General features: G+C 39.4%; 29 protein-coding genes. 12 read left to right on the top strand and 17 right to left on the bottom strand.

Annotated elements, in window-relative coordinates:
* Nucleotides 1–133: 133 nt before the first annotated feature.
* On the bottom strand, nucleotides 134–1,339 hold the full coding sequence (locus J2S07_RS10750) for an FtsW/RodA/SpoVE family cell cycle protein (protein ID WP_307150401.1): 1,206 nt from the start codon (nucleotides 1,337–1,339) through the stop codon (nucleotides 134–136).
* A gap of 114 nt (nucleotides 1,340–1,453) precedes the next feature.
* A complete protein-coding gene (locus tag J2S07_RS10745; protein WP_307150400.1) occupies nucleotides 1,454–1,735 on the bottom strand; it encodes an Fpa/YlaN family protein in 282 nt (93 codons plus the stop codon).
* 181 nt (nucleotides 1,736–1,916) lie between these two features.
* Here J2S07_RS10745 and J2S07_RS10740 point away from each other — a divergent pair, with 181 nt between their 5' ends.
* Nucleotides 1,917–2,414: a peptidyl-prolyl cis-trans isomerase gene (locus J2S07_RS10740; RefSeq protein ID WP_307150399.1), complete on the top strand. Its 498-nt coding sequence runs from the start codon at nucleotides 1,917–1,919 to the stop codon at nucleotides 2,412–2,414.
* 231 nt (nucleotides 2,415–2,645) lie between these two features.
* On the opposite strand, the gene J2S07_RS10735 is transcribed toward J2S07_RS10740, so the two are convergent.
* Nucleotides 2,646–3,977 (bottom strand): PhoH family protein, encoded by a 1,332-nt coding sequence (locus J2S07_RS10735; RefSeq protein WP_307150398.1) that lies wholly within the window; start codon nucleotides 3,975–3,977, stop codon nucleotides 2,646–2,648.
* 179 nt (nucleotides 3,978–4,156) lie between these two features.
* Here J2S07_RS10735 and J2S07_RS10730 point away from each other — a divergent pair, with 179 nt between their 5' ends.
* Complete coding sequence (locus J2S07_RS10730; RefSeq protein ID WP_307150397.1) at nucleotides 4,157–4,762, top strand: YhcN/YlaJ family sporulation lipoprotein; 606 nt, start codon at nucleotides 4,157–4,159, stop codon at nucleotides 4,760–4,762.
* 55 nt (nucleotides 4,763–4,817) lie between these two features.
* Here the strand turns inward: J2S07_RS10730 and J2S07_RS10725 are convergent, their stop codons facing one another.
* Entirely contained in the window at nucleotides 4,818–5,273 is a 456-nt protein-coding gene (locus J2S07_RS10725; protein WP_307150396.1) for a pyridoxamine 5'-phosphate oxidase family protein, read from the bottom strand.
* 186 nt (nucleotides 5,274–5,459) lie between these two features.
* On the opposite strand from J2S07_RS10725, the gene J2S07_RS10720 reads away from it, so the two are divergent.
* On the top strand, nucleotides 5,460–5,660 hold the full coding sequence (locus J2S07_RS10720; protein ID WP_307150395.1) for a YlaI family protein: 201 nt from the start codon (nucleotides 5,460–5,462) through the stop codon (nucleotides 5,658–5,660).
* Between the two features lie 89 nt (nucleotides 5,661–5,749).
* Here J2S07_RS10720 and J2S07_RS10715 read toward each other — a convergent pair whose 3' ends face one another.
* Genes J2S07_RS10715 through typA form a run of 3 tightly spaced genes read right to left on the bottom strand, consistent with a single transcriptional unit; the run spans nucleotide 5,750 to nucleotide 8,225 of the window.
* Nucleotides 5,750–6,037: a hypothetical protein gene (locus J2S07_RS10715; protein ID WP_307150394.1), complete on the bottom strand. Its 288-nt coding sequence runs from the start codon at nucleotides 6,035–6,037 to the stop codon at nucleotides 5,750–5,752.
* An 11-nt stretch (nucleotides 6,038–6,048) separates the two neighbouring features.
* Nucleotides 6,049–6,360: a YlaH-like family protein gene (locus J2S07_RS10710; RefSeq protein ID WP_307150393.1), complete on the bottom strand. Its 312-nt coding sequence runs from the start codon at nucleotides 6,358–6,360 to the stop codon at nucleotides 6,049–6,051.
* Nucleotides 6,361–6,386: 26 nt separating this feature from the next.
* Nucleotides 6,387–8,225, bottom strand: a complete 1,839-nt coding sequence (gene typA, locus J2S07_RS10705) for a translational GTPase TypA (RefSeq protein WP_307150392.1) — start codon at nucleotides 8,223–8,225, stop codon at nucleotides 6,387–6,389.
* 198 nt (nucleotides 8,226–8,423) lie between these two features.
* Between typA and J2S07_RS10700 the strand changes: the two genes are divergently transcribed.
* Nucleotides 8,424–8,609 carry a YlaF family protein gene (locus J2S07_RS10700; RefSeq protein ID WP_307150391.1) on the top strand — a complete coding sequence of 62 codons (186 nt, stop codon included), beginning with the start codon at nucleotides 8,424–8,426 and terminating at the stop codon, nucleotides 8,607–8,609.
* Between the two features lie 31 nt (nucleotides 8,610–8,640).
* Here J2S07_RS10700 and J2S07_RS10695 read toward each other — a convergent pair whose 3' ends face one another.
* Together J2S07_RS10695 and J2S07_RS10690 are read right to left on the bottom strand one after the other, a co-directional pair.
* Nucleotides 8,641–9,435 carry an inositol monophosphatase family protein gene (locus J2S07_RS10695; protein ID WP_307150390.1) on the bottom strand — a complete coding sequence of 265 codons (795 nt, stop codon included), beginning with the start codon at nucleotides 9,433–9,435 and terminating at the stop codon, nucleotides 8,641–8,643.
* Between the two features lie 194 nt (nucleotides 9,436–9,629).
* Nucleotides 9,630–9,824: a YkzI domain-containing protein gene (locus J2S07_RS10690; RefSeq protein ID WP_307150389.1), complete on the bottom strand. Its 195-nt coding sequence runs from the start codon at nucleotides 9,822–9,824 to the stop codon at nucleotides 9,630–9,632.
* 188 nt (nucleotides 9,825–10,012) lie between these two features.
* Between J2S07_RS10690 and J2S07_RS10685 the strand changes: the two genes are divergently transcribed.
* Complete coding sequence (locus tag J2S07_RS10685; RefSeq protein ID WP_307150388.1) at nucleotides 10,013–10,633, top strand: YktB family protein; 621 nt, start codon at nucleotides 10,013–10,015, stop codon at nucleotides 10,631–10,633.
* A 47-nt stretch (nucleotides 10,634–10,680) separates the two neighbouring features.
* Here J2S07_RS10685 and J2S07_RS10680 read toward each other — a convergent pair whose 3' ends face one another.
* Nucleotides 10,681–10,950, bottom strand: coding sequence for a UPF0223 family protein (locus tag J2S07_RS10680; protein ID WP_307150387.1), 270 nt, complete (start codon nucleotides 10,948–10,950; stop codon nucleotides 10,681–10,683).
* A 181-nt stretch (nucleotides 10,951–11,131) separates the two neighbouring features.
* Between J2S07_RS10680 and J2S07_RS10675 the strand changes: the two genes are divergently transcribed.
* Together J2S07_RS10675 and J2S07_RS10670 are read left to right on the top strand one after the other, a co-directional pair.
* Entirely contained in the window at nucleotides 11,132–12,601 is a 1,470-nt protein-coding gene (locus tag J2S07_RS10675) for an aminotransferase class I/II-fold pyridoxal phosphate-dependent enzyme (protein WP_307150386.1), read from the top strand.
* Nucleotides 12,602–12,794: 193 nt separating this feature from the next.
* A complete protein-coding gene (locus J2S07_RS10670; protein WP_307150385.1) occupies nucleotides 12,795–12,911 on the top strand; it encodes a GapA-binding peptide SR1P in 117 nt (38 codons plus the stop codon).
* 63 nt (nucleotides 12,912–12,974) lie between these two features.
* Here J2S07_RS10670 and J2S07_RS10665 read toward each other — a convergent pair whose 3' ends face one another.
* On the bottom strand, nucleotides 12,975–13,274 hold the full coding sequence (locus J2S07_RS10665) for a DUF3055 domain-containing protein (RefSeq protein WP_307150384.1): 300 nt from the start codon (nucleotides 13,272–13,274) through the stop codon (nucleotides 12,975–12,977).
* A gap of 257 nt (nucleotides 13,275–13,531) precedes the next feature.
* Here J2S07_RS10665 and J2S07_RS10660 point away from each other — a divergent pair, with 257 nt between their 5' ends.
* Complete coding sequence (locus J2S07_RS10660; protein WP_307150383.1) at nucleotides 13,532–13,966, top strand: DUF1885 family protein; 435 nt, start codon at nucleotides 13,532–13,534, stop codon at nucleotides 13,964–13,966.
* A gap of 35 nt (nucleotides 13,967–14,001) precedes the next feature.
* Here the strand turns inward: J2S07_RS10660 and J2S07_RS10655 are convergent, their stop codons facing one another.
* Nucleotides 14,002–14,823, bottom strand: a complete 822-nt coding sequence (locus J2S07_RS10655) for a polysaccharide deacetylase family protein (protein ID WP_307150382.1) — start codon at nucleotides 14,821–14,823, stop codon at nucleotides 14,002–14,004.
* Between the two features lie 467 nt (nucleotides 14,824–15,290).
* Between J2S07_RS10655 and J2S07_RS10650 the strand changes: the two genes are divergently transcribed.
* A complete protein-coding gene (locus tag J2S07_RS10650) occupies nucleotides 15,291–15,665 on the top strand; it encodes a small peptidoglycan-associated lipoprotein (RefSeq protein ID WP_307150381.1) in 375 nt (124 codons plus the stop codon).
* Between the two features lie 71 nt (nucleotides 15,666–15,736).
* On the opposite strand, the gene lpdA is transcribed toward J2S07_RS10650, so the two are convergent.
* The 5 genes from lpdA to J2S07_RS10625 form a co-directional block, all read right to left on the bottom strand.
* On the bottom strand, nucleotides 15,737–17,149 hold the full coding sequence (gene lpdA / locus J2S07_RS10645) for a dihydrolipoyl dehydrogenase (RefSeq protein WP_307150380.1): 1,413 nt from the start codon (nucleotides 17,147–17,149) through the stop codon (nucleotides 15,737–15,739).
* 3 nt (nucleotides 17,150–17,152) lie between these two features.
* Nucleotides 17,153–18,442: a dihydrolipoamide acetyltransferase family protein gene (locus J2S07_RS10640; RefSeq protein ID WP_307150379.1), complete on the bottom strand. Its 1,290-nt coding sequence runs from the start codon at nucleotides 18,440–18,442 to the stop codon at nucleotides 17,153–17,155.
* A gap of 102 nt (nucleotides 18,443–18,544) precedes the next feature.
* Nucleotides 18,545–19,522, bottom strand: a complete 978-nt coding sequence (locus J2S07_RS10635; RefSeq protein WP_307150378.1) for an alpha-ketoacid dehydrogenase subunit beta — start codon at nucleotides 19,520–19,522, stop codon at nucleotides 18,545–18,547.
* Nucleotides 19,523–19,525: 3 nt separating this feature from the next.
* Entirely contained in the window at nucleotides 19,526–20,635 is a 1,110-nt protein-coding gene (gene pdhA, locus J2S07_RS10630; RefSeq protein ID WP_307150377.1) for a pyruvate dehydrogenase (acetyl-transferring) E1 component subunit alpha, read from the bottom strand.
* 433 nt (nucleotides 20,636–21,068) lie between these two features.
* Nucleotides 21,069–21,737 carry a YkyA family protein gene (locus J2S07_RS10625; RefSeq protein ID WP_307150376.1) on the bottom strand — a complete coding sequence of 223 codons (669 nt, stop codon included), beginning with the start codon at nucleotides 21,735–21,737 and terminating at the stop codon, nucleotides 21,069–21,071.
* A 223-nt stretch (nucleotides 21,738–21,960) separates the two neighbouring features.
* Between J2S07_RS10625 and def the strand changes: the two genes are divergently transcribed.
* The 3 genes from def to rnjA all read left to right on the top strand — a co-directional run bounded on the left by def (nucleotide 21,961) and on the right by rnjA (nucleotide 24,907).
* Nucleotides 21,961–22,515, top strand: coding sequence for a peptide deformylase (gene def, locus J2S07_RS10620; protein WP_307150375.1), 555 nt, complete (start codon nucleotides 21,961–21,963; stop codon nucleotides 22,513–22,515).
* A gap of 508 nt (nucleotides 22,516–23,023) precedes the next feature.
* Nucleotides 23,024–23,236, top strand: a complete 213-nt coding sequence (locus J2S07_RS10615) for a DNA-dependent RNA polymerase subunit epsilon (RefSeq protein WP_307150374.1) — start codon at nucleotides 23,024–23,026, stop codon at nucleotides 23,234–23,236.
* A 3-nt stretch (nucleotides 23,237–23,239) separates the two neighbouring features.
* Entirely contained in the window at nucleotides 23,240–24,907 is a 1,668-nt protein-coding gene (gene rnjA / locus J2S07_RS10610; RefSeq protein ID WP_307150373.1) for a ribonuclease J1, read from the top strand.
* Nucleotides 24,908–24,961: the final 54 nt, after the last annotated feature.

Below are 24,961 nucleotides of genomic sequence, written 5' to 3'. Positions count from 1 at the left end.
GCTTGTGTTCACCATATTTCAAATAACACACTTAATATTTTAGTGATTTAAAGTATCATAGCACAAACTATAGTGAAAAATAAATTACTAATTTTTGAAATTTATATTTTTTACAAAAATATATTTTAACAGGTTATCGTTCAAACCCTCTCCGAAACTGCTTTGGTTTAGTATTCCATTGCTTTTTATCCTTTGATTTATATTTTTCTTCATAATTGACAAACATAGAGACATTAACCAATATCCCCATGGCAATGGACAATTGCAGTAAGGAGGAACCACCATAACTCACAAATGGTAATGGAATCCCCATTAATGGAAAAATCCCCGAAATTCCCGCTAAATTTATGAAGGTCTGAATACCGATCATACTTGATACACCTATAGCTAATAGAGAACCAAACGGGTCCTTCCCCTTCAATCCAATAAAAATTCCTTTGAGGACTATGAACGCAAGCGACAAGAGCACGAATAATACACCATAAATCCCCAATTCCTCCGCAATGACTGCCATGATAAAATCCGTGTGCGGTTCAGGCAAGTACCCTAGCTTCTGGACGCTTTGGCCAAGTCCAAGACCATTTACACCCCCGCTGCCAATTGCATAGAAGGAATTTATTAGTTGGTAACCACTACTATCGGCCACTCCATCGGCAAATGGGTTTAATAAAACCATAAATCGATCAAGGCGTTTTACAGAAAAGATCTTATCTGAGAAAAATAGGAGAATGGGAATAAACATTAAGGTGCCTAAAAAGGCGAGCTTTAAGATGCTTTTGAAATTCATCCCAGATGAAATGATAATGGTGCCGGAAATCAACACAATTATTGCTGCCGTTCCATAATCTGGCTGCAGAATAATCAGAAAGCAAGTTAGAATAATGAATACTAGAGGCGGTAGCACTCCTTTGTTGAATTGATTTATGTATGGTTGTTTCTTAGCATAAACCGCCGATAAATAAACGATGACGGCAACTTTTACAAACTCAGAGGGCTGAAGGCGCACGGGTCCAATATCATACCAGCTCAAAGCATTTCCAGCAACAGTCCCAAACTTAAATAATCCAATTAATGAAGCGAACGAAATCAACACAATGGCTACTAGCACTTTGTTATTTAAATAGAGCTTGTACGGAACGATGGCAAAGAATATGAATACAACTCCAGAAGCGAGTAGAAACAGTCTTTGCCTGACAAAATAGTGGTCACTTTCATATCCCCATTTTTGAATGGCCCACACACTGCTTGCACTATAGACCATCAGAAGCCCAAAAATAGCTAGGAGTACAACGGCAATGATTAATGAATAGTCATATGATTTTACAATTTTTTTTAACATGCTACCCTCGTCCCTATCTTCTTCATATGTATTGAAACCACCCATTCATTTATTTCACAAATAATATGTAAAAAACTCAAACGTTCGTTCGGAACGTTTGAGTTTTCCTATTTCTTATTTCTTTTGAGAAGCCTCATGCAGCGAAGAAAGTTCCCTCTCCAGCTTATCTAGGATAGCTTTTCCTTCCTTGTCCTCGATTAAACCGAGGCGAACAGCAAAATCTATTTCACGAGATAACCCAAACATTTGCGTATCTAACACTTCTTCGTATAGAGGACATTGAGGCATGGTCAAGTTATCCATCTGCACTTTAATCAGCTTTAATATTTTATCAGCGTCCGCCCTTAACAAGGCATTTGCTTTTTCACGATGATCCACTATCATTTCGGACGTCAACATTGATCCCCCCGTTTCCGAGCGATTATCCTATCTTTAAATTTTAACCTCATCAGGTGAAAAAAGCAAGAATAATAGGATGATGATAGACTGTTTTCCTATGGTTTTCCTTAGCTTCAGGATATGACAATTCTTTCGTTCTTCGCTATACTTAGGTCATAAAGGACATAGGGGGACTAGCATGGACAATATTATTTTGATTATAGGCAAGGTAAAATTTCCAATCACATTGGATCCAAGCGTATGGATATTTGATGATAGAAAACAGGATTTGCATTCATACTTTCATACGAAGGATGAAAAAAACAATCCACTTGAAGAATATACAAAATCCATTTCTAAGCATTGGGATCGGGAAATCGTAGAAGGAGCTGTCTTTCCCCCAACGCTAAAATCCGAAAAAAAGTTCCTAAAGGAAAAGCTTTTAACTGGGACCTTCTGTATTGGTTTTGAGCCATTTCTTAAAAATGCCGAAATCCAAGAGGATGCAGAGTATTTAGTGATTGAAACTAGAGATTCTGAGGTTAAAATTCCGATCGCTGAAGCGAATGAACTTGTGCTCGGATTCTCTAAAGATGGCAAACCTTTAACCGAAGATGGCCCTATCCATATTTATTTTGGTGATGGATCCAATTTTGAGGACCCAATCAAATTTGTTAAGGCTTTTCGTGTAGAGTAGATTCGAAATTTCCATCAGTTTGATACTGATGGATTTTTTATAATGGCTGTTTTCGCACGGATTGTGGTTCTGGAATGTCCCTAATACCGCCCATTCCACTTCATACTAGGCGAGCGATACGCATAGATTGAGCAGCGCTTTTCTCCGTTGATTCTACAGATAGACTGCATAAACAAGAGTTTTGTCTAATTATTTTTTGTTCAAAAGCAACAATGTTTGAGAAAAGAGCCTTTATAATAAATCTGCCGCAAGCTGTGCCAGACCAGATCGTTCCCCTTTAAAAAGCTTCACATGGCCAGAGATGGACTGGTTCTTAAACCTTTCCACCACATACGTAAGACCGTTATTATAGGCATCTAGATAGGGGTGGTCAATTTGTTCTGGATCCCCCATCAGGACAATTTTGCTTTTTTCTCCCACTCTCGTGAGAATCGTCTTGATCTCATGCTTCGTTAGATTCTGTGCCTCATCAATGATGATAAATTGTTCCGGAATGCTTCTCCCTCTAATATAGGTTAATGCCTCCACCTCGATCGAACCCATACCAGCTAAGATCGCATCCAGTTCTCCTGGTTTTTTTACGTTAAATAGGTATTCTAGATTATCATAGATTGGCTGCATCCACGGACGTAGCTTTTCCTCTTTTTCACCAGGTAAAAAGCCAAGATCCTTACCCACAGGTACGATTGGCCTTGCAACAAGAAGTTTTTTGTAATTGCCAAAATCCTCTGTCTGCATCAATCCCGCAGCTAACGCTAGTAATGTTTTTCCTGTACCCGCTTTACCAATTAATGTAACAAGCGACAAATCTCGTCGAAGCAGCAGTTCGATTGCCATCGATTGCTGAACATTTCTAGACCGAATCCCCCAAATATGATCTTGCTCAAAGACGAGCTTTTTGACGAGTATTCCTTGCTGATCTACCATACCAATTGCAGAAGCAGATGAGCCGAGAGAGTCTTTCATCAGCACAAATTGATTGGGATAAAGAGGATTGCTGTTTGGAAATTCAGTTAAAGGAATTTCTTTTTTTTCATAAAACCGATTTAATAATGCAATATCAACAAATTGCTCGACAATTCCAGTATAAATATGGTCATTTTCCACCACTCGATCACTTAGAAAATCTTCCGAATAAAGTCCGATGGCATCCGCCTTTACGCGAACAAGAGCATCCTTGCTAACGAGGATAACACGTCTACCATCCTTTTTAGTTTCTTCCTCTAGGGAGAGGTTTTTGGCAACAGCAAGTATTCGATTATCATTTGTCTTTTCCACAAAAATATCCTGCAGTTGCTGAAAGGACCGATGATTTAATTCAATGCGCAAGGCTCCTCCATTTTCAAGGGGAATTTTTTCATGAAGCTTTCCGGTCTGTCTTAGACCGTCAATGAGTCTTGATACTTGTCTTGCGTTCCTGCCGATTTCATCCATATTACGCTTCTTTGAATCCACTTCTTCCAATACAACTGCTGGAATGACCACTTCATTATCTTCAAATGAGAATATGGAATATGGGTCCTGCAACAAGACATTTGTATCTAACACATATATTTTCGTCAAGTCTTTGCCTCCTACGCCTTTTTGGTCTTTTTTTCTTATTTCTAACCGTTGGATAGGTTTTAGCTTTTGTAAAATATATGTTTTCTCGAATAAAGATAGAAGAAGTTTTACACAATAATCATAACGAACCCGAATGAATGATGATTTTCTGCATGCCCAATATTTTTGGAGGTGACAACATGAGAAAATGGCTGAACATTATTTTAATATTAAGTCTTGTTTCAGGTTGTGGAATGACGAATAACAATAACGAAGCAGAAGAGGGTGCTGGAAATCAGCAGCAAATCATCCATGTAAAGAACAGCACAATTCAAAATGTCGACCGAAAAAGCGGTCAAGAAATTTCACAGCATCTTGTCGATTTAGCGACGAGTATTCCAAATGTCAATGATGCGACCGCTGTTGTATTAGGAAATTATGCCCTTGTAGGGATTGATGTAAAGGAGGACATCGAGCGCTCTCAAGTTGGAGCGATCAAATATTCTGTCGCAGAGAGCTTGAAAAAAGATCCTTACGGTGCCCGTGCAGTTGTAATTGCGGACCCAGATATGACAGCACGAATTAGAGAGGTAGCTAATGATATTCGTGACGGAAAACCAGTTGCCGGGATTATGAATGAGCTTGCCGATATATCCGGTAGATTAATGCCTGAAGTACCTGCTGATTTGGTTGATCCGAATCCTAGGGAACATACAGTAGATAAAGCCAAGAACAAATTAAACGAGACTGAAACAAAACAGTTGGAGAAGCAGCAGAAAAAACAGTCCAATCATCATCTTGATTAGAAATTACATCATGAGAAGCTCTGTTCTGGCAGATGAAGCTTAGTCACTTATGTGACTAAGCCTTTTTCATCGCTTCCATTACCTGCCTGTCAAGACGCGCTGCCGCTTCCAGGTCATAGGTCTTGTCATACTTAGGTTCGACAATGATTTTCGATCCATAAAACATCACATCTCTTACTTCCTGGACCTTTATCGAAACTAAAGCAAGCTTTAACGGAATCCCTTCAATTTTCTCACTTACAAGGGACGCCTCACCACTTATGGAATATGTACTTTCATTCGCAATAATGTTCACAACCACTTGGTTGTTTTCCTGGATGTTCTGGATGATTCTTGAACGATTGTCTACAGCGAAAATGATCGTTCGTTCATCCCTTGCATAAATCCATGAAATCGCACTAACATTTGGTCCTCCGGTCTCAAAATCAACGGTTGCAAGTGTAACGAATCGTTCCTTTTGAAGCTCATCAAACAATGGTTTGATTAAGATGGGCTCAACACGATTGGCCATAATGCATCCCCCCTAAAATCTGCATCTACTAGATATATACAATGTTACCACAATTTTCGCCTAAAATTTCTATCCTATAGCATATTTATACTATTCCTTATTTTGATGATTTAATCCCACCATTCAAAGACATTTATCCGATGGAATGATATACTAAAGCAATGAAACAAGTTAAGAGGTGTAATGATGAGAGTCAAATGTGTCATTTGTGATCAAATTGAAACCCTTGAGGATGATTCATTTCAAGCAAAAAGATTGCGAAATCGTCCTATTCATACATTCATGTGCAAAAAATGCGAAGCTAGAATTACGGAAAAAACCCAAGCGCGAATCGCCACAGGAAATTTTCGGCTATACCGTTCCGCAACGGAGGAAGATGATTGGTAAGCCAACCAGTGACAAAAAATCCGCTCTACGTGAGAGCGGATTTTTCATGTTTTAGCTGTTTCACAAAAGTAGCAGTTAGGCAAATTTTTTTATTCGCTAAAGTTTCGATATTTCTCAGGCTCTTTCTGAATCTGCTTCAGCATGACTTCAATCAATTCCCGAGGGAATCTCTGCTTTTTTCTTTCTCCCTTTTGGTCGTATTCCACATAGTACATTTCCTCATCTGTTGTCACTTCGATATTCGTCAAATGATGGTTGTCCAATAAAATATCATAGAACATTTTTTCGGTTTCAACCGCCGCCGTATCATCTGGGCGCTTGTCAATAACCACCTTAATCGTCAACCAATTATAAAGTGCATCCTGTAATGAGTTCATACTGTTCCCCTTTACGCTTCTTTTCCTTGCTGCTTTCTCTCTTGCTTGAGACGAATTTTGTAAATAATAAGGATAAGCGCTGCGACCATTAGCCCCTCAATAATTGGTAAGCCAACGGCAAATAATGAGAGGATGGTACATCCAAAAATCAAAAAGCTATATATGACAATATTTTTTAACAGGGAAAGCTTTCGAGCAAATCCTAATTTAAACACGATGATTGATAGGATCACCACCGTAATGTATAGAAGCCACATACCTACTTCTGGATTTTCGCGGACATTATATAGTTCTGCAAAAAAAGTCATATTATTAATATCCATACTCCGATCCTCCCATTAACAACGCACTAGTTCATCTCTGCATATTTCTTCTTCTTCGCCACTCTTTCCCGCTCACTCTTATCAAGAATTTTCTTGCGGAGGCGAATCGATTGTGGGGTTACCTCACAATACTCATCCTCGTTCAAGTACTCTAGAGATTCCTCTAATGTCATGATTCTTGGTTTTTTCATCACTGCGGTTTGATCCTTTGTGGCCGAACGAACGTTTGTTGCATGCTTTACTTTGGTGATATTTACGGTGATGTCATTCTCTCGATTATGCTCACCAACAATCATTCCCTCATAAATTTCCGTTCCCGCATCCACGAAGATAACGCCACGGTCCTCCACCTGCATAATGCCGTAGGTTGATGCTTTCCCCGTTTCCATCGAAACGAGAACTCCTTGTCTGCGTCCTCCAACCTGTCCTTGTGCCATTGGTTGATAGCTATCAAAGCTATGATTAATGATTCCATAACCACGTGTTAAGGTCAAGAATTCAGTCGTATAACCGATTAATCCTCGAGCAGGTACCATGAAAATCAATCTTACTTGACCAGACCCGTTATTAATCATATCAAGAAGATCACCCTTGCGAGCACCCATGGACTCCATAATGGCTCCGGTATTCTCTTCGGGTACATCGATTTGTACGCGTTCAACTGGTTCACAGCGAACTCCATCGATTTCCTTCACAATAACCTCAGGCTTACTAACCTGCAGCTCATAGCCTTCACGACGCATATTTTCAATCAAAATGGATAGATGCAATTCACCACGACCAGATACAATCCAAGCATCTGGAGAATCGGTGTTCTCAACGCGCAAGCTTACATCCGTCTGCAGCTGTGCACGTAATCTTTCTTCGATTTTTCTCGCCGTAACAAATTTTCCTTCCCGACCGGCAAAAGGACTGTTGTTCACAAGAAACGTCATTTGAAGGGTTGGTTCGTCAATTCGAAGAACTGGTAGAGCCTCTTGATGCTCAATTGGGCAAACCGTTTCCCCTACATTGATATCTTCCATTCCTGATACGGCCACTAAATCTCCCGCATAGGCTTCCTGCACTTCCTCACGCTTCAGCCCAAAGAAGCCGAATATTTTTGTAACCCGGAACTGCTTCACAGATCCATCTAGCTTCATAAGAGCAACTTGCTGTCCTGCCTTCATTGTACCACGGAATACTCTTCCGATCCCAATTCTTCCAACATAGTCATTGTAATCCAATAATGCTACCTGGAACTGAAGTGGTTCTTCTTTATTATCAATCGGTGCTGGAATTTGCTCCACAATCGTATCATACAGCACCTGCATATTTTCATCCTGTTTCTCAGGGTCTAAGCTTGCCGTACCATTAATTCCCGAAGCATAAACCACTGGAAACTCCAGCTGTTCCTCATTCGCATCCAATTCAATGAATAAATCTAGTACTTCATCTACAACTTCCTGTGGCCGAGCAAAGTCACGATCTATTTTATTCACGACGACAATTGGCGTTAAATTTTGCTCTAATGCTTTTTTTAATACAAAACGGGTTTGTGGCATACAGCCTTCATAGGCATCGACTACGAGTAAAACGCCATCCACCATTTTCATAATTCGTTCCACTTCACCGCCAAAATCGGCATGCCCAGGAGTATCCAAAATATTTATCTTCGTATTTTTATATTGAATCGCTGTGTTTTTCGCTAAAATCGTAATCCCACGTTCTCTTTCAATATCACCTGAGTCCATAGCTCTTTCTTCCACATGTTCATTCGAACGGAAGGTACCAGATTGTCTCAACAATTGGTCTACTAACGTTGTTTTTCCATGATCAACGTGAGCAATAATAGCGATGTTGCGTATATCCTCTCTGATCTTCAAAAATTCCACTCCTACCTTTATTCATCTAGGCCCTATTTTCACACATGCGAAAATTGCCCACTTCTTAGATGTAGTATTATTTTGTAGTCTAACTGAAATATTATAACACAAATGAGGTAGAAACTTAAAAGCTTTTTATGTAAAATAATTATTGGATGAAAAAATTTTGAGAACTCGGTGGAATCAAGGGGGAATATGATGAGGGGAATAAAATGGCCATTCTTATGCTTAGCATTAGCAGCTACCCTCTCCATGATGGGGATAGGTATTGCCATTGGGGTTCGAAGCCCCCTTTGGATTGCTGTAACGCTTTTTGCCTTTATTAGCGTGATGGGGTTGGGCTTTATGACCAAGAGGAAAATGCGAGAAAAAGGAAATCTATAGAACCGGGCAGCTGCCCGGTTTCGCATTTATACTATATTTTACCGTAAAGATAGTTCTTAAGTATTTGTTCGTGCAGACCTGGCCTAGAGATAAATATCGTATTTTGTTCAAGAAGCTGTATCGGTTCACCTTTTAATGTGCTAGCGACTCCTCCTACCTCTTCGATGAGGATTAACCCCGCCGCAAAATCCCAAGGAGATAATCTTAACGTCATATAAGCATCCAATCTCCCAGCCGCTACCTGTGCAATTTCAATCGCTGCCGAACCGTAAGACCTTGTCCCCCTTACATCACGTACAAGAGCCCCCAATATCGACGGATCTATTCTTCGATTTGGTGTTACCCATGTAGCATTTAGACCGATTATAGCCTCCGAAATGTTGACACTCGTCAGTTTGGGCAATGGTACCCCGTTAAAAAACGCCCCTTTTCCTTTTAATGCATAATAAAGCTCATCTTGCACGACATCATAGATTAATCCGATCTTCCCTACCCCGTCCTCATATATTCCGATCGAGATTGCAAAATTACGATGTTGGTGAATAAAGTTCATAGTTCCATCAATGGGGTCAATAATCCAAACGATTCCTTTAAGCTCTTCCAATCGATCCCCGTTTCCTTCTTCCCCTAAGACTCGATGCTTTGGATATTTTTCCTTAATCTTAGCAATAAAGAATTTCTCTGTGTCCTTATCGATATTCGTTACTAAATCATTTGCATTGGTTTTTGTTTCTATACTTAAGGTTGTTTGAAAGGACTGTACAATCCGCTCTCCAGCTTCCTTTATCCAAGTTGTTGCATTGGTTAAAATTTCGTTTTCCTTCACCCTTTATCAGCTTCCTATCCTCGTATACTCAAGCTTTTATCTTAGCGTAATAGAAATGGGAAAATGGTTCAACTAATTTTACTTTTCCCACTTCAAAAAATAAAAAACGAACACCTAATTTTTCTAGGAGTTCGCTTTAAGAAGAATTGAACACAAAACTCATGATCACCATATTTCAGTTCTCCCTGCCAATATTATAATGCCTTAAGCCTTAATAATTCCGTTCTAATTTTTTCAAGCTTTTCTTTGCTTTTCGCTTTTTGGATTTCATTCTTTTCCATCATTGCATCGAACAATGTTAACAATTCATAATCCATCTCCATCCTTAATACTGCCTTACGTTCCTTTTCAAAATCTCTTTTTCGCAGCGTATTCATTAATTGTTTCATTTTTCCCACTCCTTTCCATTAATCTCATGGTCTCATTCATTTTTTTATATCATATGAGCGCTTTTCTTCAGTTGTAACAAATTTGTGCCTTTGCCTAATTTTGACAAAAAACCTGATAAAAGCCGGTATGTTTTCCGTTTTTTCCTGTATATGCTACAATATTTGACAAAGGGATAAGGAGGATTAGAATGACTTTTGTAGGCTTTACGAATACGGATTTTAATGTATTTAAAATAGATGGGTTCGAAAGTAGAATGGATGCATTGAAGGCAAATATTCGACCAAAGCTTGAAGCATTAGGCGAACATTTCGCTCCAACATTGTCTTCATTAACCGGCATGGAAATGTTTGCTCATGTTGCGAAACACGCAAGAAGAACGGTTAACCCTCCAAATGATACATGGGTTGCCTTTTCTAGCAATCCAAGAGGGTATAAAATGCTGCCGCACTTCCAAATTGGGCTCTGGGAGACTCATGTCTTTATTTGGTTTGCGATGATTTACGAGGCGACGAATAAGGTGGAATTGGGGAAGAAATTAGCGGCAGAGCTTGATTTCATCTATCAATCAACAAATCCTGATTTTGTTTGGTCTGGTGATCACATGAAGCCCGATGCTCATTTGCATAGTCAAATGTCCAAGGAAGAATTACAGTCACTTTTTGAGCGGCTACAATCGGTCAAGAAGGCAGAAATCCTCTGCGGATACCACATTCCAAGAGAAAAGGCTGTGACCATGTCCGCTGAAGAATTTATGGCTACAGTAGATCGTGTATTTAAACAATTACTACCCTTATATAAGCTTGCTTAAACGTTTAATGCCAATAAGAATGTAAAAACCCTCTAGGCAGAGGGCTTTTACATTCTTATTTTCGTATTGGCATCGGCATCCTTCGCTTTTTTCATGACTCTGTAGATCGAATAGCCACTGGTTTCCTCAAATTCATGATCAAGCTTTTTTTCCTCTGCTTTGCTCGGAACAATTTCTTTAAAGCGGCGATAAGCGCTCATTAAGACTTCGCGATCGATGCCTTTTTCGTAGGCTGCTTCCACCTTTTCAAAAAAATGTACGACATCCACGATTTCCTCTGTCGTCCAATGATAGTCAATTGGGTATTGATATTCCATTTTTTCACCTGCTTAATTGATTATTTTGCACTTTTCATGTGTATTTTCCTCTTACCTTCAAAAACTAATCTTGAAGTCTAAATTCTATATCTATGCAGAGAAAATGAATAGTGCTATAATTCTTTTGTTTTATGCTACTTTATATGAACAAAATTATCTTGTAAAGAGGTGTTAGGAGAATTTGTCGCAATTAGAAACGCCGCTCTTTAGCGGACTTGTTGAACATGCAAAAAAAAATCCGATCCAATTTCACATTCCAGGACATAAAAAAGGGGCAGGAATGGATTCGGATTTCAGAGATTTTGTTGGGGGCAATGCTTTATCAATTGATCTGATAAACATTGGTCCATTGGATGATTTGCACGCTCCGAAAGGAATCATTAAGCAGGCACAGGATTTGGCTGCAGAGGCCTTTGGGGCTGACCATACATTTTTTTCTGTCCAAGGAACAAGCGGTGCTATTATGACAATGGTTATGGCCGTGTGTGGACCCGGAGATAAAATTATCGTTCCACGCAACGTTCATAAGTCGGTTATGTCTGCGATTATTTTCTCTGGAGCTATTCCTGTTTTTATCCATCCAGAGGTTGATGTAGAGCTTGGAATCTCCCATGGCATTACAACACATGCGGTGGAGAAGGCATTAAGTCAGAATCCAGATGCTAAAGGACTCCTGGTGATTAACCCAACCTATTTCGGCATATCCGCTGATCTCAAAAAAATCGTAGAAATCGCTCATTCTTATCATGTCCCCGTCTTAGTCGATGAGGCACATGGTGTTCATATCCATTTTCACGATAGCCTGCCGTTATCTGCGATGCAGGCGGGCGCAGACATGGCTGCTACGAGTGTTCACAAGCTCGGAGGCTCTATGACACAAAGCTCGATCCTAAATGTCAAGGAAGGGCTTGTCTCTCCAAAAAGAGTTCAGTCCATTCTGAGCATGCTTACAACGACTTCAACCTCCTACCTCCTGCTTGCATCTCTTGATGTAGCAAGGAAGCAGCTTGCAACAAAAGGTCATGAATTAATTGAGCGAACAATTGAGCTTGCTCAGAATATGAGAAGAGAAATCAATCAGATCGATTATTTGTACTGTGTCGGTGAAGAAATCCTTGAAACAGAGGCTGCCTATGATTACGATCCGACTAAATTAATCATCTCCGTGAAGGAGCTTGGTCTAACTGGATACGAAGTCGAAAAATGGTTAAGAGGAATGTACAATATTGAGGTTGAACTATCTGATTTATATAATATTCTGTGCATCATCACACCAGGAGACACACATAAAGAGGCGGATATCTTATTAGAAGCTCTCAGAGATCTCTCAAAAATGCGGACCGAAAAGAAAGAGCAAGCACAAACAAAGGTTCTCTTGCCAGAGATCCCCTTGCTCGCTCTAACACCAAGGGATGCTTTTTATGCGGAGACTGAGCTGGTCCCTTTTGATGAGTCTGAAGGAAGGATTATTGCGGAGTTTATTATGGTGTACCCGCCAGGGATCCCTATTTTTATCCCAGGGGAAATCGTCACAAAAGAAAATCTCCTCTACATTAAGAAAAATATTGAAGCTGGATTACCTGTACAAGGACCGGAAAATTTCGATGCAAGAATGCTCCGTGTCATCAAAGAATATAAAGCAATTAGATAAAAATCGGCCGCTATGGCCGATTTTTTGTTTGCGGATTGGGATGAGTTGGTCATACCTTTACGAGAAAAAAACCAAATGTGTTATACAATTTATGCTTGATTTTCGAATAATGTTATATTATTATGTAATTAAAGATTATTAAACGCTTTCAAGTCATCATGCAAGATAACCTAACACAAAGGAGAAATGAAAGATGGGTACAATCGTTTGCCAAACATGTGAGTCAACAATTGATCATTATGAAGATGAAAAGGTAACAGTTCTTTACGCAAAATGCAGCTGCTGCCACCCAACAAACGAAGAAAAATAATCTTATCGCATAATAATAACGAGCATACTCTAATGAGTATGCTCTTCTTTTGTCCACTTCCTTTTATTCATACTGAGGTTCAAAGGGCAGAATTGGCAAAGCAGTTTTGAAGAATTCAATTAAATCAATGGCTTGCTGCTCGTCTTGAATCCGAAAAGCAGATTGGATATACTCGATATCTTCGAGGTCTTTTGGGTCGAGGAGTGTAGAGCGGCCAGTTTGCATACAAATGACAAGAGGTTTGCCAAAAAACAAACTTGTGTAAACAATGCCAAAATCATAGCGGGTGGACTCAGTTGTAAATCCCACAAAGCGAACCTTTGACTTTTCTTCCTCATCATATAATTTTTCAAATAGATCCATATGGAGCCTCCTTTTTATTTTAATTTTTAGAATTTTATTATAATTTATTTCGACATATTATTCAATGACTTTCATTAATATGTCATATAATTGCCATAACCTAATCTTCGAGAAAAAGTCCTCATTTATGCTACTTATTTATGCAAAGTGGATTTTTCACTCTGATTGTTGTCACTTCTTTTAAAACTTTGATAGAATAGAATAGAAACAAAGGTGGGTTATTTTGCAAAAGTATGTTAGAAATGGGGGAAGTTTCAATGCCAAGCAATGCTTACATAAAACTCGTTCCTGAATCGGAAAAGGAAAGCGTTACCACAGAAGATGTGATAGAGCTATTCCATTATTATAAAGACATTACAGGTAAAACAGGCATGCAGGTAGATTGGGAGTACAAGGAAGCATCCTTTCCTTATGAAATTATCGAAAAACCAGAGGGAAAGGGAAAATGGTTCTATTTAAAGTCCCACGAAAATAACTACAATATCATTCTACTCGGTGTTGATAAAGAAAAACTCACCGATGACGATGGAACAGAACGCGAGCAGGCCTACATTCAGATTACCCTTCCAGAGACCTCAACATTTGGGGATAAAGGGAAAGCAAATGAATTCTGCAAGTTCCTTGCCAAGAAGCTTAAAGGAGAGCTTCATCTTTTCAATGGCAGAATCATGTACTATTATCCAAGGAAATAAACGAAAAGGACGGCAAAGCTGTCCTTTTCGCTTATTTATTCTATTGTTCTAATAAGATTCGGATCCACCATTTCAAATCCTTTTGCTTGAATTCCTTTTACGATATCTGCAAGAGCTTCATTTGTCCAAGCCCGATCGTGCATAAGTAAATTGGCACCATTTTTGAGAAAGGGGGTATTAACCATAATATCCGCTAATGCTTCCTTGGATTGATAATCCTTCTCCCAATCATAGCCATAGGTCCAATTCATCAAAATCATTTTCTCATCAGCGACAACCTTTCTTGAGACATCTGTATTCACCCCAAAAGGTGCTCGAAAGAATTTTGGCCTTTCACCAATTATTTCTTCAACTCGATCATTTACAGATATAATCTCTTGGATTTGCTCCTCTTCATTTAAGTCCTTTAAATTACGATGTGAATAGGTGTGATTTCCGATTGGAAACCCTAGATTATGAATTTCCTTTAAAACATTGGCCTCTTCCTCTGTATCAAGAAAATGGCCATTGACGAAGAAAATTGCTTTCACTCCTAACCCGCTCAGGGTATGGGCCATTTCTAAAGCATGCTTATCAGGCGCATCATCAACCGTTAGCAAGACAATATGCGCATCTGCGTCTCCAATCGGTACCACAGACCAATTTTTTTGATTGATTTCATAAAGTGGTTCTATCTTTGTAACTTCCGTAACGACGGTCTCAGCCTCCTGCTTCGTTTCATCATCCTTGACCACCTGTTGTTCTTGAACCTTACTGGCAGGCTCACTTGTCTTTTCCTTTTTCTCTTCCTTGGACTGTATGTTGCTGCAGCCAGCCATTAGTGCAATTAGAGATAAGACGATAAGCAATTTTTTCAATCTAGTCACTCCTACATATTCAGCTAGTTATCTCCTCTATTGTATTAGAAAATAATAGCCATCGACTAGATAAAATTTAAAATGGTATGAATAAATGTATAAATAACTAGGCTTGACAAGGTGAGAATGAACGTTTTTCTTAAAGAGCGGACTATAGTATTTGCTGAAATGATCGCAATATAGAGAAATACGCAAAACATGAGAAAATTATATAAGCCCTGGTCATGCTTCGATAGCCATTCAATAAGCGTATAACCACTCCATATCATTAACTGAATTACCAAAACAATATAATTCTTCATCGAGCAACCACCTAATTTAAAGATTAATTCATTCTATGATAAAAAGAAGGTTGATATTTTTCATTTGTGTAACATTTAGGTGACATTGAATGTTTAAAAAATTCTCTATGATAAGATAGAAAGTAATGGTTCTCGGTAGTAATATATGAAAAGTGAGGCTATAAGATGAGAGTCTTACCGGTTATCATGATAATTCTGTCTCTTGTAACGGCTTGCCAGCATTCAGAGGATGCAAATCTTCAGTTTGAGAGGAACATAAAACAAGTTGTATTTTTATCCAATGAATCTAAGACAGCGGATCTTCAAATTGAAGCTCCATATTATGATGCCATTATTGAACTGAGACAACAGTTTCCAGAGGAATTTCGAAATATGAAGACGATGTCTCCCAATAAAGCAGGGGAGCATTTATCTGTACTTAAAGGAACGGATTGCCCAGCTCTCATTGTCGTTTACAATGAGAAGATTGTGGCTAAGGTTGATGGTGAGAATACAAAAGAGGATATCATTCAACCTATAACGGCTGCTCTATCAAATTAGGACCGCTTTTAACTATACTAGAGAAAAACAAAAGTCCTCTCTCATTTGTGCGAGAAAGGACTTTTGTTTGTTTATTTTACGATATGAATTGGGCTGCCAAGAGCAACCTCTGCTGCTTCCATTGTAATTTCTCCAAGAGTTGGATGAGCATGAATGGTTAAGGCTAAATCCTCTGCAGTCATGCCTGCTTCAATCGCTAGGCCTAATTCAGCAATCATGTCTGAAGCGCTTGGTCCGGCAATTTGTGCACCAATAACTAATCCATCCTCTTTGCGAGTAACAAGCTTTAAGAAGCCATCTGTGCTATTTAATGACAAAGCACGTCCATTGGCTGCAAATGGGAATTTCGCAGCTGCAACTTCGATTCCCTCTTCTTTTGCTTGAGCTTCTGTGTAGCCAACTGATGCAAGCTCTGGATCAGAGAAAACAACTGCTGGAATTCCAATATAATCAATTTGTGAATTATGTCCAGAAATGGCTTCAGCAGCAATTTTTCCTTCATAAGAGGCTTTATGTGCTAACTGTGGACCTGCAACGATATCCCCAATCGCATAAATATTAGGGACATTTGTCCGGCATTGCTTATCAATCGCAATTAGACCGCGATCTGAAAGCTCAATACCAGCCTGTTCAAGACCCATTTCATCTGTGTTAGGACGACGACCAACCGTAACAAGAACATAGTCTGCCTCGATAGATTTCTCCTCACCTTTTGCTTCATACGTAACAACGACGCCGTCTTCTTTCTCTACGACACCTTTTGCCATTGCATTTGTTACGATTTCTGCACCTTTTTTCTTCAGGTTACGTGAAACAAGGGAAGACATTTGCTTTTCAAACGCACCAGCAAAAAGCTCTGCGCTACCTTCAAGAATGGTTACTTCAGTTCCAAAGTTAGCATAAGCTGTACCTAGCTCAACCCCGATTACACCGCCACCAATAATGACTAGTTTCTTAGGAATTTCCGGTAAGCTTAAGGCACCAGTTGAGTTAATCACACGGTTAGAATATTTAAAGGTTGGTAGCTCGATTGGACGAGAACCTGTAGCAATAATTGCATTCTTAAAGGTATAGGTTTGTGCTGAGCTTTCCGTCATTACACGCAATGTGTTTGCATCGACGAAATATGCTTCACCACTAACAATATCCACTTTATTTCCTTTTAATAATCCTTCTACACCGCCAGTTAATTTCTTAACTACGCTGCCCTTCCATTCTTGAACCTTCGAAAAGTCGACTTTCACATTCTCAGCCGTGATTCCCATCGCAGCTGATTCTTTTGCAGTTTCATAACGGTGTCCGGCAGCGATTAGTGCCTTAGAGGGAATACATCCAACATTTAGACAAACTCCACCTAAAGTTCCTTTTTCAACAATGGTTACCTTTTGTCCTAATTGTGCGGCACGAATGGCTGCCACATATCCCCCAGGACCTGCTCCAATTACAATTGTATCTGTCTCAATAGGAAAATCTCCAACTACCATTTATTACGCCTCCATTAGCATTAATTCTGGGTCATTTAATAAGCGCTTGATGTGATTTAATGCATTTTGAGCAGTCGCACCATCGATCATTCGATGATCAAAGCTTAGTGAAACAGCAAGGACTGGAGCGGCTACAATTTCACCATCTTTAACGATTGGCTTTTCTGCAATGCGGCCGATTCCAAGGATAGCTACCTCAGGGTGATTAATAACTGGTGTGAACCACTGGCCACCTGCGGAACCAATATTAGAAATCGTACAAGATGCGCCCTTCATTTCATCTGGAGCTAATTTTCCATCACGTGCTTTTGCAGCAAGTTCATTAATTTCCTGAGAAATGGCAAAAATAGATTTGCGGTCAGCATCCTTTACAACAGGAACTAGTAAGCCTCTATCCGTATCTGCTGCAATTCCAATATTGTAATAATGCTTATGAATAATTTCATTTGTTGCGTCATCTAGTGATGTGTTGAACACTGGATATTCACGTAATGCACTTGTTAGAGCCTTCACAACATATGGAAGGAATGTAAGTTTAATTCCCTTACTTGCAGCAACTTCCTTGTATTTCTTACGGCTAGCAACAAGCTTGGTTACATCCACTTCATCCATTAAAGTAACATGTGGAGCTGTATGCTTGGAGTTCACCATTGCCTTCGCAATCGCTTTTCTAATTCCACTCATCTTCTCACGAGTTTCAGGATATTGTCCTGCTGGGATTGCTGCAGCAGCTGGCTTTGTCTCCTCGGCTTTTGTCTCTGCGACAGCAGCAGGGGCCTCTTGTTGTTGAGCAACATTTCCTCCACTTAAGAAGGCATCGATATCCTCTTTTAAGATGCGGCCATTATTGCCCGAGCCTTGAACCTGATGAATATCGATCCCTTTATCACGCGCATACTTACGAACAGAAGGCATCGCAATAATACGACGATTTGGATCTACCGCTTCCGCTGCAGGGGTAGCTGCATTTTCCACTGATTCTGCTTGTGGCGCTTCTTCAGCAGCCTGTGGAGTCTCTTCACCTTCGTCTCCTTTGAACTTCAGGTCCTCATAACCCGGTGCATCAAACGTAATAAGCACTTGTCCAACGGTTGCAACCGTACCTTCAGAAACTAGAACCTCGATTACTGATCCTTCAACTGGTGAAGGGATTTCGACAACAGCTTTATCGTTTTGAACTTCACATAAAACATCATCTTCTTGAACCTTGTCCCCTGGTTTTACAAACCATTTAACGATTTCGCCTTCATGGATACCCTCACCAATATCAGGCAATCTAAATTGGAATGCCATTGATTCATCCTCCTATATTGTTCATGTTGTCAAATGTCCGATCAAGTTTAAGGGCAAATGGAAAAACCATTTCCCTTATCCGATCGATTTTGAATGGTATTCTTAGAAATTAAGTACTTTCTTACTCGTCTCAATAATATCTTTAAAATTAGGAAGCCACACAGATTCTGCTTGTGGGAATGCAAAAACAGTATCTGGAGCTGTTACACGCAATACTGGTGCTTCTAAACTTAGAATTGCACGATCGTTAATTTCGGCAACAACATTCGCTGCTACTCCTGCTTGTTTTTGTGCTTCTTGAACAACAACCGCACGGCCCGTTTTTTCAACAGAAGCAATGATCGTTTCAATATCAAGCGGACTCACAGTACGTAAATCAACAACCTCAACAGAGAATCCTTCTTTTTCTAATTCTTCGGCTGCTTTCAGTGATTCATGGACCATAGCACCGTAAGTGATGATCGATAAATCAGAACCTTCACGCTTCACTTCTGCTTTTCCAAGAGGAATCGTGTACTCGCCTTCAGGTACCTCTTGGCGGAAGGAACGGTATAGTTTCATATGCTCAAGGAAAATAACCGGGTCATTATCGCGAATGGCAGAAATTAATAAGCCCTTCGCATCGTAAGGAGTTGAGGGAATAACAACCTTTAATCCTGGTTGCTGTGCCATTAAACCTTCTAAGCTATCGGCATGCATCTCTGGTGTGTGAACACCACCACCAAATGGTGAACGAATCGTCACAGGTGCATTATAGCGCCCACCAGAACGGTAACGCATACGTGCTAATTGGCCAGAAATAGAGTCCATTACTTCATAGACGAAACCAAAGAATTGAATTTCTGGTACTGGACGGAAGCCCTGTAAGCTTAGCCCAACTGCTAATCCACCAATTCCTGACTCAGCTAGTGGCGTATCAAATACACGGTCCTCACCGAACTCTGCTTGAAGACCTTCAGTTGCACGGAATACACCACCGTTTACGCCAACATCTTCTCCGAAAATTAATACGTTCGGATCATTTCGTAATTCTGTGCGTAACGCATCCGTGATTGCTTGAATCATTGTCATTTGCGCCATAGCTTACTTCGACTCCTTCTCTTGATAAATTTCATATTGCTCCTGTAGGTTATATGGGAGCTCCTCATGCATGATGGAAATTAAATCCGTAACCTTCTGCTTAGGAATATTATCTGCTTCTTTAATCGCAGCTTTTATATCTTCTTTTGCTTTTTCAATTGTTTCGTTTTCCATTTCTTCATTCCATAGACCTTTTTTCTCTAGGAACTTACGGAATCGAACAAGTGGATCCTTCTTTTCCCACTCATTATCCAAATCGGAAGTACGGTAGCGAGTTGGGTCATCCCCAGCCATTGTATGTGGACCATAGCGATAAGTCATGGTCTCAATCAAGGTTGGTCCTTCTCCATTAAGCGCACGCTCACGAGCATCTTTAACTGCAGCATATACTGCTAATGGATCCATACCATCTACTTGAACTCCAGGAATTCCAGCTGCAACGGCTTTTTGTGCTAGAGTCTTAGCTGCTGTTTGCTTTTCACGCGGGGTTGAAATTGCAAATTGGTTATTCTGAACGATAAAGATCGCAGGAGCTTTATAAGCACCAGCAAAGTTAATTCCTTCATAGAAGTCACCTTGTGATGTTCCGCCGTCACCCGTATATGTAACAGCAACAGCCTTCTGACCCCTCTTCTTCATTCCAAGAGCAACACCAGCCGCTTGTACATACTGAGCACCAATAATAATTTGCGGTGGAAGTACATTTACTCCCTCAGGGATATCTCCACCTTTGAAATGTCCTCTAGACCATAAGAATGCCTGAGAAAGTGGAAGTCCATGCCAGATGATCTGTGGCACATCACGGTAACCTGGAAGAATGAAATCCTCTTTTTCAAGAGCAAAATGAGAAGCAAGCTGGGAAGCCTCTTGTCCAGCAGTTGGTGCATAGAAGCCTAAACGTCCCTGTCTATTTAAAGAAATGGAGCGTTGATCGAGAATTCTCGTATAAACCATGCGCTTCATCAATTCTTGAAGCTGTTCTTCACTGATATCAGGCATAGCCGATTCGTTAACGACCTCACCCTCCTCATTTAATACCTGAATCGTTTGAAACTGTTCTTCTACAACTTCAAGCTGCTTTTTTGCATCAACTTTTTTTGTTTTAGAAGCCAATTAAAGTCACCCTTTCATACTAAATATCATTAAGTAAAAGTTTGGTTCCTTAATAAAAATTTGGAAAATAAACATACTTCTAATGTAGTTTTCCACATTTGTGTTAAAAAAAACACTCCGGTGAAAGTTTAGCTGTACTATTAGTTTCTTCATAAAAACTGATACAACTTTTATATCACGTTTTTAGTTTACAACAAGGAAAATGCACTCGTCAATCAATCTGCACCAAGTTTTTAACTTAATCACAGTTTTTAATGTAAATTAAATTTCAAAAACTGTATTACAAATTCCATATAACTGTTCTATAAAAAATTTCAATCCTTCGATCCTGTTATAATAAAGATAATTATTTAAAAATAATTCTAACAAAGGTCTCCTCTCTGTTTTTATCTAAAAAAGAAGAACCGACATTGACGTCGATTCTCCTTTTTCGTTACTTTTTGTCATCCTCTTTTATTTCAATTCCAGCGACTTTATAAAAATCAAATTTTATATCGTTATATTTTTGTGTGAATTCATTAAAGGATTTGTTTGAATCCAGAACCACCTTATAGGTATCATTTATTTTCTTTATTTGCTCCTCAAGCTGGTCGATGGAAAGATCTTTTTTCTGAAACATTTGGTACAGCTCTTTATCATATTCTAAGCCCTTTGTATAATTCTCATACAACACATCATGCGCTTCATATCTTTTGAGCATCGTGTCCTGAAGTTCTGTTGCCTTTTTCTTTAATTTAGCATCCTTTAACTCCTCAATCAAAGGCTTGAGTTTTTCGAATTCCTTTTTTGAGGATTCAATGCTATCTTCTTCTTTTTGCATATGTTCTTTGCGCTTGTCTACAATCCCCAAAGCCTCATTCGAAAGTGACACAATTTGATCGTATTCCTTCATCCCGAGTGTGATGATTTTGCCGTAGATTTCCTTTTCCTGTTTTTCTAAATCCACTAAAGGATCTTGTTGTTTCTCAAAAGTCTGTTCTGATTCTACTACTGACTCTAGTAGTTCATGGATTTTATCAACCGTCGATGATTTGTTGAAGCAACCAGCAAGTACGATTGAGCCGATAATTAGTAGCAAAAATAAAATAGTTCTCTTTACCAATACGTAACCCCCCTAATATCACAATTCTACTATATCTATTGTTGTATCAGAAGACAATAGATCATGGAGCAACTAAAGAAGATCGTTTCATGCATGAATATTTTATTTTATTCAAATCTAGCAAAAATTATGACAATGGATAAACCTGTCTTCAACTGTACTGACATGTAGATTTCTGATAAAATAAATGAATGAAAATGGATACAAAGCAGGAGTGAAAGCAATGATAACAATGGAAGATATTATAAGGGACGGCCATCCTACCTTACGTCTGATTGCAAAAGAAGTGCCACTTCCAGCATCAGATGAAGATAAAAAAACTCTAAAAGATTTGCTAGAATATGTTAAGGCTAGTCAAAACCCAGAAATTGCTAAGGAAAAAGGGCTACGTCCAGGAATCGGACTTGCAGCCCCACAAATAAATGTATCGAAACGAATGATTGCCATTCATGTGACTGACGAAAAGGGCCAGCTTCATAGCTATGCACTTTTCAATCCGAAAATTATTAGCCATTCCGTTGAGAAGACCTATTTATCCAACGGTGAAGGATGTCTATCTGTTGATGAATCCATTCCGGGCTATGTTCCGAGATATAAAAGAGTAACGGTCACAGCTACAACACTCGAAGGTGAAGAGGTCAAGCTTCGTTTAAAGGGGATACCTGCGATTGTCATTCAACACGAAATCGACCACCTAAATGGGATTATGTTCTATGATTATATAGACAAACAACATCCATTTAAACCAATTGAAAATGCTGAACCAATCAACAACTAGTAGATATTTTCTTATCAGGCATATAGTAAATGCCTGATTTTTTCTTTTCATGAGGAATGAAATACCATCAATATCCATGAGAATAAAGCCTGTGCTTCCATATACTAAGTGTAAATTAACCATATGAAAAGGTGAATTTTACTTTTACTTTGGACGAGGATCGTATAAAATTAGAAGTGAGGAGATGATCCACCATGTTAAAGAAGCTTAAGAAAAAGCTTGTTAAACAGTGGAAGGAATTGCTTCGAAAAAAATCAATAGCATAAGAAAAGCGACGCTAGACCGAACTTCAACTCAAAAATTGCTTTCTTATCGTTTATTTAGAGCCCTTCAAGCTTGCGAAGGGCTCATTCTTTATAGTAAATTGGATATTGTTGCTTATTTTTGAATGTATTAGAAGTATTTTTTATATATAATAGAAAAAGTCACAATCGGAAGTCGCTTTTCTTAGACAAGTTGCAACCGAATAATATAAAAAAAAGCATATATCAGAAAAGGAGAGTTTTTTATGATTTTCAAGGTTTTTTATCAAGAATCCAAAACAGAGATACCTGTCCGCGAAAAAACAAAAACCTTATTTGTTAAAGGGGAATCGGAAAGAGAAGTACGTCGAAAATTGGCAAACTACCCATATAATATCGAGTTTATTACTTCCGTTGAAAGTAAATTCTTAGAGTATGAACAAAAAAATGAAGATTATAAAGTATTGGAGATTGAATAATTTATGAAATTTGTTAAAAACGACCAAACGGCTGTGTTCGCACTTGGAGGTTTGGGAGAGATCGGAAAGAACACATACGGTGTTCAGTTTCAGGATGAAATCATTTTAATTGACGCTGGTATTAAATTCCCAGAGGATGAACTGCTTGGCATCGATTACGTGATTCCTGATTATACCTACTTAATAAAAAACGAAGATAAAATTAAGGGTCTGTTCGTAACACACGGACACGAGGACCATATTGGGGGGATTCCTTATTTATTAAGAGAAGTGAACATCCCTATCTATGGTGGGAAGCTTGCTCTAGGCCTCATCAGAAATAAATTGGAAGAGCATGGATTACTAAGACAAGCGAAGCTCTATGAAATCCAAGAGGATGATGTGATTAAGTTCAGAAAAACATCCGTCACTTTTTTTAGAACTACGCATAGTATCCCTGACAGCTACGGTATTGTCGTAAAAACACCTCCTGGACAAATTGTTCATACTGGAGATTTCAAATTTGATTTCACTCCTGTTGGAGAGCCAGCAAATTTAACAAAAATGGCTGAGATTGGCAAGGAAGGCGTGCTGTGCTTGCTTTCAGATAGCACGAACAGTGAAGTCCCTGATTTTACAATGTCAGAGCGAAAAGTCGGAGAAAACATCCATGATATTTTTCGAAAAGTTGATGGCCGTGTTATCTTCGCCACGTTTGCCTCGAACATTCATCGCCTGCAACAGGTCACAGAAGCAGCTGTCGCAAACGGAAGAAAAATTGCTGTCTTCGGTCGTAGTATGGAGGCTGCCATTAATATCGGTCAAGATTTAGGATATATTCGCGCTCCGAAGGATACATTTATTGATGCCCAGTCAATCAATCGCCTACCAGCGAATCAAGTAACCATTCTGTGCACAGGAAGTCAAGGCGAACCAATGGCCGCCTTATCACGGATTGCCAACGGGACTCACCGTCAAATCCAAATTATCCCTGGGGATACTGTTGTATTCTCTTCCTCTCCTATCCCAGGGAATACCATTAGTGTGAGTCGTACGATTAATATGCTATTCCGTGCTGGAGCGGACGTCATTCACGGGAAGCTTAGTGACATTCATACTTCCGGACATGGCGGGCAAGAAGAGCAAAAGCTCATGCTTCGCCTCATTAAACCAAAATTCTTCATGCCGATTCACGGGGAATACCGCATGCAAAGAATGCATATGAAGCTTGCTACAGATTGCGGTGTTGAAGAGGAAAACTGTTTTATCATGGATAATGGAGAGGTTTTAGCGCTTAGTGAGAGCTCAGCGCAAATCGCAGGAAAAATACCTTCTGGAAATGTGTACATCGATGGCAGCGGTGTTGGTGATATAGGAAATATCGTCCTTCGTGACCGCCGTATCCTGTCTGAGGAAGGCTTGGTCGTCGTCGTGATTAGCATTAATATGAAGGACTTCAAAATTGCTGCTGGCCCAGATATTATTTCAAGGGGCTTCGTGTATATGCGTGAGTCAGGCGATTTAATAAGCGATGCTCAGACCCTCATATCTAAGCATTTGAACAAAGTGATGGAAAGAAGAACAACACAGTGGTCAGAAATTAAGAATGAAATTACAGATACTTTAGCTCCATTCTTATATGAGAAAACAAAACGCCGTCCGATGATCCTCCCGATCATTATGGAGGTGTAAGCAAAGCGCAAGCGCCTTGCTAATGACTATCTAACAAAGAAAAAACAAGCATTT

It is taken from the genome of Anoxybacillus andreesenii, assembly GCF_030813005.1.
Taxonomy (GTDB): Bacteria; Bacillota; Bacilli; order Bacillales; family Cytobacillaceae; genus Robertmurraya; species Robertmurraya andreesenii.
The sequence above is the reverse complement of the archived record's forward strand: the minus strand, read 5'-3'. Positions and strand labels throughout refer to the sequence as shown.